The organism is Micromonospora sp. CA-248260, from assembly GCF_050942205.1.
Lineage (GTDB): Bacteria > Actinomycetota > Actinomycetes > Mycobacteriales > Micromonosporaceae > Micromonospora > Micromonospora antibiotica.
Genome location: NZ_CP192021.1, coordinates 4,801,268 through 4,815,732, shown reverse-complemented (window position 1 = coordinate 4,815,732; position 14,465 = coordinate 4,801,268). Strand labels below are relative to the sequence as shown.

The 14,465-nt window shown below is 74.8% G+C and carries 9 protein-coding genes and 1 pseudogene; 5 read left to right on the top strand and 5 right to left on the bottom strand.

What is annotated here, in order from left to right; translation table 11 throughout:
- The first annotated feature begins 562 nt into the window (after window positions 1-562).
- A complete protein-coding gene (locus tag ACQP2H_RS20530) occupies window positions 563-3,460 on the top strand; it encodes a glycoside hydrolase family 48 protein (RefSeq protein ID WP_219470179.1) in 2,898 nt (965 codons plus the stop codon).
- Window positions 3,461-3,804: 344 nt separating this feature from the next.
- On the opposite strand, the gene ACQP2H_RS20525 is transcribed toward ACQP2H_RS20530, so the two are convergent.
- Window positions 3,805-4,428, bottom strand: a complete 624-nt coding sequence (locus ACQP2H_RS20525; protein WP_219470176.1) for a DUF3159 domain-containing protein — start codon at window positions 4,426-4,428, stop codon at window positions 3,805-3,807.
- Between the two features lie 399 nt (window positions 4,429-4,827).
- Between ACQP2H_RS20525 and ACQP2H_RS20520 the strand changes: the two genes are divergently transcribed.
- Together ACQP2H_RS20520 and ACQP2H_RS20515 are read left to right on the top strand one after the other, a co-directional pair.
- The gene (locus tag ACQP2H_RS20520) at window positions 4,828-5,715 is read left to right on the top strand and encodes a phosphatase PAP2 family protein (RefSeq protein WP_219463591.1); all 888 of its coding nucleotides are present in this window, start codon (window positions 4,828-4,830) and stop codon (window positions 5,713-5,715) included.
- Window positions 5,716-5,728: 13 nt separating this feature from the next.
- Window positions 5,729-6,427, top strand: a complete 699-nt coding sequence (locus ACQP2H_RS20515) for a maleylpyruvate isomerase N-terminal domain-containing protein (protein ID WP_433228517.1) — start codon at window positions 5,729-5,731, stop codon at window positions 6,425-6,427.
- A 164-nt stretch (window positions 6,428-6,591) separates the two neighbouring features.
- Here the strand turns inward: ACQP2H_RS20515 and ACQP2H_RS20510 are convergent, their stop codons facing one another.
- Window positions 6,592-7,854, bottom strand: coding sequence for a low temperature requirement protein A (locus ACQP2H_RS20510; RefSeq protein WP_433228515.1), 1,263 nt, complete (start codon window positions 7,852-7,854; stop codon window positions 6,592-6,594).
- An 86-nt stretch (window positions 7,855-7,940) separates the two neighbouring features.
- Here ACQP2H_RS20510 and ACQP2H_RS20505 point away from each other — a divergent pair, with 86 nt between their 5' ends.
- The gene (locus ACQP2H_RS20505) at window positions 7,941-8,960 is read left to right on the top strand and encodes an LLM class F420-dependent oxidoreductase (protein WP_357537122.1); all 1,020 of its coding nucleotides are present in this window, start codon (window positions 7,941-7,943) and stop codon (window positions 8,958-8,960) included.
- A gap of 1 nt (window position 8,961) precedes the next feature.
- A complete protein-coding gene (locus tag ACQP2H_RS20500; protein ID WP_219463587.1) occupies window positions 8,962-9,771 on the top strand; it encodes an SDR family oxidoreductase in 810 nt (269 codons plus the stop codon).
- Window positions 9,772-9,920: 149 nt separating this feature from the next.
- Here ACQP2H_RS20500 and ACQP2H_RS20495 read toward each other — a convergent pair whose 3' ends face one another.
- The 3 genes and pseudogenes from ACQP2H_RS20495 to ACQP2H_RS20485 form a co-directional block, all read right to left on the bottom strand.
- Window positions 9,921-12,269 carry a DUF3488 and transglutaminase-like domain-containing protein gene (locus ACQP2H_RS20495; RefSeq protein ID WP_433228513.1) on the bottom strand — a complete coding sequence of 783 codons (2,349 nt, stop codon included), beginning with the start codon at window positions 12,267-12,269 and terminating at the stop codon, window positions 9,921-9,923.
- Window positions 12,245-13,428: pseudogene (locus ACQP2H_RS20490) on the bottom strand (DUF58 domain-containing protein). The gene ACQP2H_RS20495 and the pseudogene ACQP2H_RS20490 overlap by 25 nt, the downstream one beginning before the upstream one ends.
- 11 nt (window positions 13,429-13,439) lie before the next feature.
- Complete coding sequence (locus tag ACQP2H_RS20485; RefSeq protein WP_219463583.1) at window positions 13,440-14,438, bottom strand: AAA family ATPase; 999 nt, start codon at window positions 14,436-14,438, stop codon at window positions 13,440-13,442.
- Between the last annotated feature and the right edge of the window lie 27 nt (window positions 14,439-14,465).

The window sequence follows — 14,465 nt, the reverse complement described above, 5'->3', positions numbered from 1 at the left end:
CGTGTCGCGCGGGAGCCGGGCCACGCGAGTGGCTCTGGTTCCACCTCCCTCCGTGATGGTGGGATGATGGCTGGCGACGGTGTCCGGGCTGGCCCGTCGTCAGCCTTTCGGGCTGAACCCCGTGGTCGGGCGACCACGGTTCTGACCTTCACTTGTTGCATCTCCGTCGATGGAAGCGCTCCCATCGGCGATGCTGCGACTGTAACGCCCGTCACGGCTTTGTGAAAGCCCCTAAACGAGATCGAAACATCGACCTGCGTTTCGATACTGGTAGTTGTCGTGGGAGCGCTTCCATGGCACACTGTCGAATCAACGCAGCGGAGCCAAACACGCGCGAGTGATGGGTCGCCGAGGGCATCCGGGTCTCCCGGACGGCACCCGAAGGAACGGCACGGCCGGCCTGCTCGGCCGTACCCCGTCCCTGCCCCGGCCCATCGGCCGGACCGACCACCATTCCGGCGCCTCCGTCCCCCCGCGCACCCCTGTATCCGCGCGTGGAGGTGCCTCCGCCGGGGCCCGCAGCCCCGGCCCGGTCCGAGGAGACACCGCGCACATGAGACTCATGGCAAGACGTCGCCGCACGGCGATGCTCGCCGCCACCGCACTCGCCATCGGCGGGGTGGGCCTGCCGGCCAGCGCGGCCCAGGCCGCGCCGGCCTGCGACGTGGTCTACGCCACCAACGACTGGGGCAGCGGCTTCACCGCGAACGTCACCATCAAGAACATGGGTGACGCGCTCAGCAGCTGGTCGCTCAAGTGGACCTTCCCGAACAGCAGCCAGCGGGTCACCCAGGGCTGGTCGGCGAAGTGGAGCCAGAGCGGCAGCGAGGTCACCGCCACCAACGAGTCCTACAACGGCAACATCGGGACCGGGGCCTCCACCACCATCGGGTTCAACGGCTCCTACTCGGGCAGCAACCCGAAGCCGACGTCGTTCACCCTCAACGGCACCCCGTGCAACGGCACCCCGGCCAACCAGCCGCCGACGGTCTCCCTCGGTGTGCCCGCCGGCCCGTTCACCGCGCCGGCCGACGTGCCGCTGACCGCCACCGCCAGCGACCCGGACGGGACGATCAGCAAGGTCGAGTTCTACCGCAACGGCATGCTGGTCAACACCGACACCTCCGCGCCGTACGCGTACACGCTGACCTCGCTGCCGTCCGGCAGCTACACGGTCCAGGCCAAGGCGTACGACAACGCCAACGGCATCGGCGTGGCGGAGAAGTCGTTCACCGTCAACCCGGCCACCGGCCCGGCGCTGGTCGCCACGCCGTCCACGGTGAGCGTCAACGAGGGTGGCAGCACCACCTTCAACCTCAAGCTCAGCGCCGCGCCCTCGGGCAACGTGCCGGTCGCCATCACCCGTGCCGGTGACACCGACATCACGGTCTCGCCGGCCAGCGTCACGCTGACCCCGAGCAACTGGAACACCGGGGCCACCGTCACGGTCGCCGCGGCGGAGGACACCGACACCGCCGGTGGCACCGCCACCATCACCGCGGCCGGCACCGGGGTCTCCTCGGTGGTGGTCACCGCCACCGAGATCGACAACGACACCCCCGGCGGGGACAACGCCTACGTGGCGAAGTTCCTCGACCAGTACGGCAAGATCAAGAACTCGGGCTACTTCAGCCCCGAGGGCGTGCCGTACCACTCGATCGAGACGCTGATCGTCGAGGCGCCCGACCACGGCCACGAGACCACCTCCGAGGCGTTCAGCTACTGGCTGTGGCTGGAGGCCTACTACGGCCGGGTCACCCAGAACTGGGCCCCGTTCAACAACGCCTGGACGGTGATGGAGAAGTACATCATCCCGTCGCACGCCGACCAGCCCACCGCGGGTGTCGCCGGCACCCCGCAGTACGCCTCCGAGTACAACCTGCCCAGCCAGTACCCGTCGGCGCTGAACGCCAGCGTCCCGGTCGGCCAGGACCCGCTGCGCTCGGAGCTGCAGTCCACCTACGGCACCGGCGACATCTACGGCATGCACTGGCTGATGGACGTCGACAACACCTACGGCTTCGGCCGCTGCGGTGACGGCACCACCAAGCCGGCCTACATCAACACCTTCCAGCGGGGCACCCAGGAGTCGGTGTGGGAGACCATCCCGCAGCCCTCCTGCGACACCTTCAAGCACGGCGGCCAGTACGGCTACCTCGACCTGTTCGTCAAGGACTCGGGTGCCCCGGCCAAGCAGTGGAAGTACACCAACGCCCCGGACGCCGACGCCCGCGCCGTGCAGGCCGCGTACTGGGCGCTGACCTGGGCCAAGGCGCAGGGCAAGCAGGCCGACGTCGCGGCCACCGTGGCCAAGGCCGCCAAGATGGGCGACTACCTGCGGTACGCGATGTTCGACAAGTACTTCAAGAAGATCGGCAACTGCGTCGGGGCCAGCACCTGCGCCGCCGGCACCGGCAAGGACTCGGCGCACTACCTGCTGTCCTGGTACTACGCCTGGGGTGGCGCGTACGACGCCAGCGCGGGCTGGTCCTGGCGGATCGGTTCCAGCCACAACCACTTCGGCTACCAGAACCCGTTCGCGGCCTGGGCGATGACCAACATCAGCGAGCTCAAGCCGAAGTCCCCGACCGCGGTCGCGGACTGGCAGAAGAGCTTCGACCGGCAGCTGGAGTTCTACACCTGGCTCCAGTCCGCCGAGGGCGGCATCGCTGGTGGCGCCACCAACAGCTGGGACGGTAGTTACGCCCAGCCGCCGGCCGGCACCGCCACCTTCTACGGCATGTTCTACGACGTCGACCCGGTCTACAACGACCCGCCGTCGAACCAGTGGTTCGGCATGCAGGTCTGGTCGATGCAGCGCATCGCCGAGCTGTACCTGGAGACCGGCAACACCAAGGCCAAGGCGCTGCTCGACAAGTGGGTGCCGTGGGCGATCGCCAACACCAAGCTGGGCACCAACTGGGCGGTTCCGTCCGAGCTGAAGTGGACGGGCCAGCCCGCCAACTGGAACCCGAGCAGCCCGGCGTCCAACACCGGCCTGCACGTCGAGGTCAGCTCCACGGGTCAGGACGTCGGCGTCACCGGCTCCCTCGCCCGGACCCTGATCGCGTACGCGGCCAAGTCCGGCAACACGCAGGCCAAGACCACCGCGAAGGGTCTGCTGGACGCGCTCTCGGCGGCCAGCGACAGCAAGGGTGTGTCGACGACGGAGACGCGCGGCGACTACAAGCGCTTCGACGACGTCTACAACGCCGCCGACGGCCAGGGCCTCTACGTGCCGCCGGGCTGGACCGGGAAGATGCCCAACGGCGACACCATCGCCGCCGGCAAGAGCTTCCTGGACATCCGGTCGTTCTACAAGAACGACCCGGACTGGCCGAAGGTCGACGCGTACCTCAAGGGCGGCCCCGAGCCGACGTTCAACTACCACCGGTTCTGGGCCCAGTCCGACATCGCCATGGCGTACGCGGACTACGGGATGCTCTTCCCGAACGGCTGAGTTGACCCTGCCGGGTGGGTGGCGCGGCGCCGCCCACCCGGAGGCCGACCGGGCCCGGGGGAGCGGACGCCCGGTCGGCGGGCGGCCTGATTCCCACGGTCAGGCCGGGGGTGGGTCGACCGTCCGGCCGACGCAGCGGAACGGCCGGCCCACCCCACCATCCCCTTTCCCGCTCCGGCGGGAAAGGGCTGTGAAAAAAGAGGGCGCGCGGGATAACGCGACGCCACCTGACGGAGTACCGTGTTGATCGGAGAGGCCGCTCCCCCCGTGGCGGCCTCTCCATTAACGTCTCCACCCCTGACCACACCTCAGCCCCCGGCCATCGGCCGTGGCCCGGCCGCGCCTCAGCCCTCCGGCCGCGCCTCAGCGGGGTCCACCGGGTGTCGCAGCCCCGGATGACCGGTCGGTAGCGACCGGCGGATCACCACCCAGCTCACCGTCAGCGCCGCCGCCACCAGCGGCCAGGTCAGCGCGACCCGGGCCACGGTCAACGCGAGCACCTGCCCGCCCAGCCACAGCGGCAGGAACACCGCCACCCGCACGACGTACGTCGCCGCCCACACCCAACTGCCCCGCCCGTACGCCCGCAGCAGCGCCGGGTCGCGCCGCCACCGCCCGCGCTGGCGCAGCGCCGCCCCGACGACCACCCCGAGCAGCGGCCGGCGTACCACGATGCTCACCATCCAGACCAGCGCGCTGGCGAGGTTGGAGAAGACCTGCACCGCGAAGAAGTCGGCGGCCCGGCCGGTGCGCAACGCCACCACCGCGGCCAGGCAGACCGCCAGCAACCCGATCAGCACCGCCCGGGGACGGTCCCCGCGCCGCCACCGCCACAACGCCACCGCCGTACCGGCCAGCACGGCCACGGCGACCCCGCCGACGACGGACCGCCCGGTGGCCAGCCAGCCGATGGTGAACGCGACCGGCGGCAGGGTCGCGTCGACCGCGCCACCGCGCCCACCGAGCAGACCGGCCAACGAATCTCCCTGCTCCGGCGGCTGCGGTGCCGGCCCGTGCGGTGCCGGCCCGTGCGGTGCCGGCCCGTGGGGTGCCGGCCCGTGGGGTGCCGGCCCGTGCGGTGCCGGCCCGTGCGGTGCCGCCGGGTCCCCGGCCGGCGGTGGTGCGGCGGTCGGCTGGCCGGTCGCCGTGGGCGCGGCGGCGGACCGTCCGGCCGGCGGGTTCCCGGCCGGTGGCTGCGGGGACGGCCCGTGCGGCGGCGGTGCCGGCGGGTCCCCGGACGGCGGCTGCCGGGTCGATCGTCCGTGCTGCGGTGTGCCGGTCACCGTCACCTCCCGTGGTCCGGGTGTCAAGGTATCCGGGTCGAGCCGGTGGGCCCCCGCGCGACGTGCCGGTCATGCCGCTACGGTGTGCGGGTGCGAGCGACGGCAAGGGGTTGGACCGCGGTCTGGTTGGTCGTGCTGGCGTTGGCCCAGACGGCGGCCTTCCTGCTGGTGTGGCGGTTCGCCGTGCACACCGGCACCGGGCAGTGGCTCGACACGGTCGCGTTGACCGGCAACCGGATCGGCCAGGACCGCATCGACGGGCTGGTCAACCGGATCCTCAACGCCATGTCGGTGGTCTCCCTGCTGGCGGCCATGGTGGTGATCTTCTTCATCGCCCTGATCCGGGGCCGCAAGGCGCTCGCCATCTCGGCCACCCTGCTGATCGCCGGGGCGAACGTCACCACCCAGGTGCTCAAGTACGTCATCGACCGACCCGCGCTCGGCATCGACCCGCAACGCGACGCGGTCGGCAACAGCCTGCCCAGTGGACACACCACCATCGCCGCCTCGGTGGCGCTGGCGCTGATCCTGGTGCTGCCGGCCAAGGTGCGCGTCCTCGGGGCGTTCCTCGGCACCGCGTACGCGGCCGTCGCCGGGGTCGCCACCCTCTCCGCCGGCTGGCACCGGCCCAGCGACGCGATCGCCGCGTTCCTGGTGGTCGGGGCCTGGGCGGCGTTGGCCGGGCTGCTCCTGCTGATCTTCCAGCACGAGCAGGCGCAGGTCGCTCCCGACGACGCCCACAAGGTGGCCGCCAGCGTGCTCGGCATCGGCGGTCTGCTCGCCGTCCTCGGCTGCGGCATCGCCCTGTCCGGCCTGCTCGACCAGCAGCAGACGCCGGTGGACGAGCTGACCCGCCGCACCCTGTTCATCGGGTACGCCGGCAGCGCCGCCGGGATCGCCGGCACCATGGGGGTGGTGGCGGCGCTGGTGCTGCTGTCCGTGCACCGCCTGGTGCCCCGCTGGAAGGGTTGAGGACCTCCCGACCATGACGTCGCCGGCCGGTACGGCATTCCGAGTCGAGTGTGCCCGGCTGGCCGTGGTCCTGGCCACGCTGACCGACGCGGACCCGGACCGGCCCACCCCGTGCCCGCCCTGGGCGGTCCGGGACCTCGTCGCCCACGTCCGCACGGGTGCCGGACGTCTGGTCGACATGCTCGCCGCGCCCGCGCCGCCGCGCGCCGAGGTGGACGCCGCCGGCTACTTCGGCCCGGCGAAGTTCACCCCCCAGGTCGACGCCGACCGGATCGCCAGCGCCCGGCGGGCGGCCCGCGATCCCGCCGCCCCGACCGGGTCCACGGAAGCGGTGACGACCGCCGCGGCCTTCACCGCCGCCTGGCGGGCCACCGACGCGGCGGTGCGGGCGCAGCCCGCCGACCGGGTCGTCCGCACCCGCCACGGTGACCCGATGACGGTGCACGAGTTCCTGGTGACCCGCGTGGTGGAGGTCGGCGTGCACGGGCTGGACCTGGCGGTGGCGCTGCACCGCGAGCCGTGGCTCACCCCCGCCGCCGCGCGGGTGATCGCCGACCTGGTCACCGGGGGACGACCGGTCCCGGACGGGCTCGGCTGGGACCGTCTCACCCTGGTCCGCAAGACCACCGGCCGGGCCCCGCTCACCGCCGCCGAGCGGCGGATCGTCACGGCGCAACCCTGGCCCCACCTGTTCCTCACCGCCCCCACCTGACCCACCCCCGCGCTGCTGCCCCGCGCTGCTGGCTCCCGCTGCTGTGCCCCCGCGACTGTGCCCCGGTGATCAAGAGGTTCGCGTCAGTTCTGATCATCAACGTGACGCAAACTTCTTGATCACCGGGGTCAGGCCCACCCGGCGGGGCGGGTGGGGTGGGGTGGTTACAGGGGTGGGGCGGGGGGTTCCGGGGGGCGGCCCCGGGCCCGGCGGGCGTCGGCCGCCGCGACCCCGCCGAGCACCAGCGCGGCCACCGTGGCGGAGACCAGCGGCACCACGTGCAGCAGCAGCGGGAAGAGCACGACCAGCAGCACCGCCGCGAGCCACCGCGACGGCGACACCCGGCCGAAGACCTCGTACTCGAAGCGGGCGCGGGCGAGCAGGAAGAGCACCGGGCCGCCCACCACCAGCACCACCCACGCCGCCTCCGGGGAGGTGAACGGGTGCTCGATGGTCAGCTCGTACCCGATCGCCGTACCGACCAGCCCCACCACCATCGCCAGGTGGGTGTCCGCCGCCGAGCGGCCGGTGTCCGACGGGTGCCGGGACCGCACCACCGCCTCGGCGAGCACCTGCCCGGCCCGCTGCACGTAGATCCGCCACAGCAGCACCGAGGTCACCAACGCCACCGCGAACGCGCCGGTCCGGGCCGGGTCGAACGGACCCGTGCTGTACGCCAGCCCGCCCACCAGGATCGTCTCGCCCAACGCGACCAGGAAGAACTGCTGGTACCGCTCGGCCAGGTGTTCCCCGGCGACGTCCCAGCGGCTCGCCCTCGACCGGCCCAGCCCCGGCACCGGCCACCCGAACCGGGCGGCCAGGTACTCCACGACCAGTGCCAGCGCCCAGAGCAGCCCCCGGGGGGTGGGCGACAGGAACGCCCCGGTCAGCCAGAGCACCCCGGTCGCGCCGAAGGTGACGAGCATGCGCAGCTTGAGCCGCCGGTACTCGTGGCTGCCGAGGGCCAGCAGCAGCAGACCCGGGCGGGACACCTGCGTCACCACGTACGCCACCGCGAACGCCAGCCCGGTGGAGGTGAACGCGTGGGGGATCGCCACCCCCATCACCATGCTGCCGATCAGGGCGGTGATCACCACGAACTGGAGCCAGCCGTGGTGCGGGTCGTACCGGCTGGTCGTCCACGCGGTGCCCTGCCAGACCGCCCAGAGCGCGAGCAGCAGCAGCAGCGTCTTGACGCCCCCGGTGACCGGGGACCAGCCGGTGGTGCCGCCGGGCTCCAGGGCCAGGTCCTCGAAGGCGCGGAACGAGATCCGGGTGAGCGCGAAGACGTACACCAGGTCGAAGAAGAGTTCCAGGAACGTGGCCCGCTGGGCCGATCCGGTACGCCGCAGCGGAGCGGCCTCCTCGCCGCCCGTCATGATCGTCGGCAGTCGCCGTCGGCCCGGCCCACCAGGGGTTCGTAACATCCCGGGCGGCTGCGGCGGCGGGCATCGCCGAATCCACCCCGGTGCCGGCCTTGTTCCGGCCGGGGCGAGCGGGCACGATCGACCGGATGACGAACCGATGGGGCTTCACCGTGCCGCTGACCGGTGTCCCGCTCGCCGAGCACGCGGCCGGCTACGCGGCCCTGGCAGAGGCCGGTTTCACCGACCTGTGGTCGTCGGAGGTCAACGGCACCGACGCGTTCACCCCGCTGGCGCTGGCCGCCGCCTGGCAACCCGGACTGCGGCTGGGCACCGCGATCACCCCCGCCTTCACCCGGGGGCCGGGCCTGCTAGCGATGAGCGCGGCGGCGCTGGCCGAGGCCGCCCCGGGCCGGTTCGCCCTCGGCATCGGCGCGTCCTCCCCGGTGGTGGTGGGGGACTGGAACGGCGTGCCGTACACCGAGCCGTTCCGGCGCACCCGCGACCTGCTGCGGTTCCTCCGGCCGGCGCTGCGGGGCGAGACGGTCGACGGGGCGTTCGACACGTTCCGGGTGCGCCGGTTCACCCTGGAACGCCCGCCGGCCAGCCCACCGCCGCTGCTGCTGGCCGCCCTGCGCCCGGGGATGCTGCGGCTGGCCGCCGCCGAGGCCGACGGGGTGATCCTCAACTGGCTGGCCGCCGACGACGTCGCGCAGGCCCTCGCCGAGCTGACCGGGCGCGGCCCCGGCTTCGAGGTGGTCGCCCGGATCTTCGTCTGCCCCACCGAGGACGCCGGCTACGCCCGTACCCTCGGCCGGCGGCTGATCACCAGCTACCTCACCGTCCCCGCGTACGCGGAGTTCCACCGTTGGCTGGGGCGGGAGGACGTGCTCGGCCCGGTCTGGGCGGCCTGGGCGGCAGGTGACCGGCGGGCCGCCGCCGCGGCCGTGCCCGACGAGGTGGTCGACGCGCTGATCCTGCACGGCTCGCCCGAGCACTGCCGCGACCAGGTCCGCCGCTACGCCGACGCGGGCGTGGACGTGCCGGTGCTGGCCCTGCTGCCCACCCCGGAGGTGACCGCCGGTGGGGCCGCCGCCCTGGGTGAGCTGATCAGCCGGCTGGGCCCGCCGTCGGCGGTGGACGCCGGACGGCCGACGGAACGGGGCTGAGATGAACCTGACCGACCGGGTGGTGGTGATCACCGGGGGAGCGGGGGGCATCGGCGCGGCGCTGGCCCGTCGCTTCGCCGCCGAAGGGGCCGCCGCCGTCGTCCTGGCCGATCTCGACGCCCGCGCGACCGCCGCCGTCGCCGAGGCGGTCGGCCCGGTCGCCCGGGGGGTCGCCGTCGACGCCGCCGACGAGGGCCAGGTCCGCGACCTGGTCGCCGACACCGAGCGACGGTACGGCCGGATCGACCTGTTCTGCGCCAACGCGGGCGTGGCCACCGGCGCCGGCATCGACGCCCCCGACGACGACTGGGACCGCGCCTGGCGGGTCAACGTGCTCGCCCACGTGTACGCCGCCCGCGCCGTGCTGCCCGGCATGCTGGCCCGGGGCGGCGGCCACCTGCTGCACACCTGCTCGGCAGCCGGGGTGCTCACGGCGGTCGGCGACGCCCCGTACACGGCCACCAAACACGCGGCGGTCGGGCTGGCCGAGTGGTTGGCGGTCACCTACCGGGACCAGGGCATCCGGGTCAGCGCCCTGTGCCCGCAGGGGGTGGACACCCCGATGCTCGCCGACGGGCTGGCCACCGGCCACCTGGCCGCCCGGGTGATCGCCGCCTCCGGCCCGGTGCTCACCCCCGACCAGGTCGCCGACGCGGCGGTCGCCGGGCTCGCCGAGGAACGCTTCCTCATCCTGCCCCACCCCGAGGTCGCCGGGTACGCGCTGCGCCGCGCCGAGGACCCGGACGGCTGGCAGGCGGGCCTGCGCAAACTGGTCCGCCGGCTGCGGGCCGCCGGCCCACCACCGGCGTAGCCGGCCCCGGCCCACCACGATCCGGTCCGGGCTGCCGGGGTCCGGTTCCGCGTCGCCAGGGTCCGGCCCACGGTCGAGGTGGTCCCGTCCCGCCACCGTCCGGTCCGGCGGGCCTCACCGTGCCCCGGTCTCCCGGGGCAGGGAACCGGTCAGCGGGGCCAGCGCAGGGGACCGGGATGTGCCGACCACAGCAACCGCCGCCAGCGGGGCCGGGCCGCCCGCAGCGCCGCCGCGTACCCCACGGCGACGTCCCGGGCCCGGTCGGCCTGGGCGTCGGTCAGCGTGCCCGGCGCGAAGGCCGCCTGGTTGAGCAGCCCGGCGAGTTCCGCCAACCCCACCGGGTCCGCACCGGGGTCACCGGTGCCGGCACCCCCGGCAGGGAGGGAACCCTCGGCCCGGCCGGTGTCCTCGGCGAGGGCGCGGCGGGCCCGGTCGGCGACCTCGGTGGCGGAGAGGTCCCCGCCGACCGGCCGTCCCGACAGTCGCAGCGCGTCGGTGGTGTGCCGCCACGCGCCGCCCACCCGGGTCCCCGGGTCGCCCCGGCCCAACCGGGCCCGGGTCTGCGCCCGGCGGCACCCGACCAGCCCGGCGAGGACCAGCCCCGCCAGCAGCAACCCACCGGTGCCGAACCCCACCAGCAGCGGCGTCGGCCCGCCGCGCTCCCCGGTGCTCCGGCCCGGCGCGGTCGCCGCCGGTGGGGTGGCCGGTGGGGTCGCGGTCGGCTCGGGCACCTCCGACGGCGGCGGGCTCGGCGGGGCCGGCCGGAAGTCGTCCTCCACCGGCCGGGGCGCGGTGTCCGGGCGGGGCCGGGGGTCGAACGGCACCCACCCCACCCCGGCGAAGAGCACCTCCGGCCAGGCGTACGCGTCGGCGGCCCGCACCGGTCCGTCACCCCGGGCGGTGAACCCCACCACCACCCGGGTCGGCAGGCCGGTCAACCGGCCCAGCACCGCGAAGGCGGCGGCGAACTGCTCGGAGGTGCCCCGCTGGCCGCCGCCACCGCGCGGCCCGAACAGGAAGAACTCCAGGTTCGGGTACGCGTGCCCGCTCGGCGCGTCCGCCACCAGCCGGTAGTGCTCGGCGAGGAACTGCTCCACCGCCGCCGCCCGCGCGTACGGGGCGCCGTTCTCCTCGGCCAGGTGGGTGGCGAGCCGGCGCAACCGTTCCGGCGTCCCGTCGGGCACCCGCAGCACCCGGGCCACCTGCGCCCCGGCCGGTACGTCGGCGGTGGCGAGCAGGTTCACGTCCAGCCGTTCCCGCGCCGAGGTGACCGTGTACCTCAACCCCGGGGTCAGCCCCTCCGGCCGGATCAACGTGCCGCTCTGCGGGTCGTACGCCACCCGGGCCCCGTCGACAGTGCGGGGGGTGGCCACCGCGGGCAGCAGCCGGCCGGTCAACCCGGCCACGGTGATCTCCTGCCGGACGGTGTCCGCCGCCTGCGGGTCACCGCCGGGCAGGACCCGACCGGCGGTGCGGTAGGTCGCCCCGACCCGCCAGGTCACCCCGTCGTAGTCGCTGAGCACGGCCAGCCGGATCGTGGTCGGCCCCTCGCCCGGGGCCCGGGTCGACACGTCCAGCAGCTTCTGCTGCGGCTCCAACGCCCAGCCGGAGATCCGGATCAGCGGGTTCTCGTCCAGCGACTCCACCCGGGGCGGTGGCACGTAGCGGCGCGGGTCGACCGGCCGGTCGTCGATCCGGCCGGCGAGGGCCGGCCCGAGCAGCGCGGCGGACCCGACCACCACCGCCACCCCGGCGGCGGCGACCACCGTCGCCCGGGCCCGCACCGGGCCGCGTACGGCCGGCGGCAGCCCGGCGGCCGGGTCGCCTCCCGGCGTGCGGCCGGCGGCCAGGGCGAGCGCGACCAGCCCGGCGAAGACCACCGACGACCCGACCGCCGGTTCCGCGTTCGGGCCGACGACGTAGACGGCCCCGGCGTACAGCGCGGTGGCCGGGAGGAAACCGAGCAGCACCCGACCGGCCCGCAGCGCCACCTCGGCACCGGCCAGCCCGGCCAACCAGGCGGCGACCACCGGCACCAGCACCGTGTCCGGGGCCGGTTCGACCGGGATCATCGCGGTGAGCAGCCGGGGCACCGCGTTGGCGGCGGCGTCGGCGGTCACGTCGAGGAATCCGCCCGGCAGGTCGGCGTGTGCGGCGGCGAGCCGCACCGACCAGGCCGTCGCGCCGAGCATGGCGGCCACCGACAGCGGCGCCACCTGCCAGGACGGCAACCGGCGGGCGGCCACGCTGACCAGCACCGCCGCCAGGGCCGCGCCGCTCACCAGCCGGGTCAGCAGGTCACCGGCGTACACCCGGTCGAGTGCCACGCCGGCCAGGCCGATGGCGGCGACGAGCGTCACCGGCACCACGGCCGCCCGCAGCACCCGGGCGACGGCCCGGCCCGGCCCACCGCCGGCCGGGCCACCCGCCCGCGCCCGGTCCGGTCGGGCGGCGTCGGGCCGCTCGGTCACCGTCACCATCGGCCGGTCGCGTCCCACGCGGCGGCGAACGCCGCGCCGTCGACCGCGTCGAGCACCACCGGCCCGGCCGCCGTCGGCGTCGGCCCGGCCGCCCCCAACACCCCCACCAGCACCGACGGGTACGCCCCGCGCAGCGCGCCCACCCGGCCGACGTCGTCGCGGCCCCCGGGGCCGGTGAGGAAGACCAGCGTGTCGCCCGGCCGGTCGGCGCGCAGCCGGGTCAGGGTGGCGTCCAACGCCGCACCGTCGCGGTCACCCGTCGTCGCGCCGTCGGGCCCCCGGCCCGAGGGGTCGGTCAGGGTCACCGCGGCCAGCCGGTCCAGCGGCGGGTCAGCCGTCCGGTCGTCGGCCGGGTCCACCAGCAGCAGCACCACCGGCAGGTCCTGGCGGAACGCGGCCACCACCAGCGACGCCGCCGCCTCGCAGGCCGCCTCGAACGACCCGGCCACCCCGCCGACCCGGTCCGGGTGGGCGGCCGACCGGTTGTCCAACAGCACCACGATCCGGGGCAGCGACGTGTCCACGTTCTCCCGCACCATCAGCTCACCCACCCGGGCGCTGGTCCGCCAGTGCACCCGGCGCAACTCGTCGCCGACCACGTACTCCCGCAGCGAGTCGAAGGTGATCGACCCGTGCGGCACCCCGTCCACCCGGCCGTCCAGGCTGCGCCCCGCCCCGGTCGGCACCGCCGTCAACGGGTGCACCCGGGGATGCACCCGGACCACCGCCGTCGGCCCGTACGCGCGGGTCGCGGCGGACAGGCCCAGCGGGTCGCGGCGGGTCACCCGCAGCGGCCCCACCGGCAGCACCCCGCGTCGACGGGTCGGCACGTCGTACCCGAGGCCGGTGTCCCGGCCGGGACGCAGCCGCACCACCGGCACCGGCACCGGCCGGCCCGCGCACCGGTCCTCGGCCAGCAGGCTGCCCACCCGCAGCCGCCCGGCGTTGCGGACGGTCAGGGCCATCCGCGCCGGCTCACCCACCGCCACCCGGTCCGGGTCGGCGGTGCGGGACACCACCAGCCGGGGGTGCGGGCCGCCACCAGCACCGCCTGCCCGACCGCCACCGCGCCCGCCGCCCCCAGCACGGCCAGCTCCGGGTACGCGAACCGCAACCCCGCGCCGAGCAACGCGGTCGCGGCGACGAGCAGCCCGGTACCCCGGGCGGTGAGCCCCACGCCCGGCCCGCTCAGCCGTGCGTCGGGGTCGACTGGCCCGACGGCAGCGGCACCGGCACCGACGCCACCGCATGACGCAGCACGTCGGCGGCGGTCACCCCGCGCACCTGCGCGTCGGCGGTGAGCAGCAGCCGGTGGGCGAAGACCGGCTCGACGAGCGCCTTCAGGTCCTCCGGCATGATCCACCCCCGGCCGTCGATCAGCGCGTACGCGCACGCCGCCCGGGTCAACGCGATCACCCCCCGGGGGCTGACCCCCACCCGTACCTGCGGGTGCTGGCGGGTCGCCGTGGCCAGCCGGACGGCGTACCCGTAGAGGGGTTCGGCGATGTGCACCCGGCGGGCCATCCGGACCATCTCCCCGACGGTCGCCGTGTCGGTGACCGGTTGCAGCGAGTCGGGGGAGCGGACCGTCGCCCCGCGCAGCACCTCCACCTCCACCGCCTCGTCGGGGTACCCCACCGACAGCTTCACCAGGAACCGGTCCAGCTGGGCCTCGGGCAGCCGGTACGTGCCGTCCATCTCCACCGGGTTCTGGGTGGCGACCACCAGGAACGGCTGCGGCACCGGGTGCCGGACCCCGTCCACCGTGACCGTCCGTTCCTCCATCACCTCCAGCAGCGCCGACTGGGTCTTGGGGGAGGCCCGGTTGATCTCGTCGGCGATGACGATGTTGGCGAACACCGGCCCCGGATGGAACTCGAACCCCCGGGTGGCCTGGTTGAAGATCGTCACCCCGGAGACGTCCGAGGGCAGCAGGTCCGGGGTGAACTGGATGCGCCGCCACTGGCCCTGCACCGTCGCCGCCACCGCCCGCGCCAGGGTGGTCTTGCCCACCCCCGGCACGTCCTCCAGCAGCACGTGCCCCTGGGCGAACAGTGCGGTCAACGCCAACCGCACCACCTCCGGCTTGCCCAGCACGACCGCGTTGACGTTCTCCGCCAGCCGGGCGGCCAGGGCGGCGAAACCCTGGACCTCCGGCTGGCTGAGCGGTGCGGGGGTGTCGTTCACGACGGCGGGATGCTCCTCGGCTGCGGC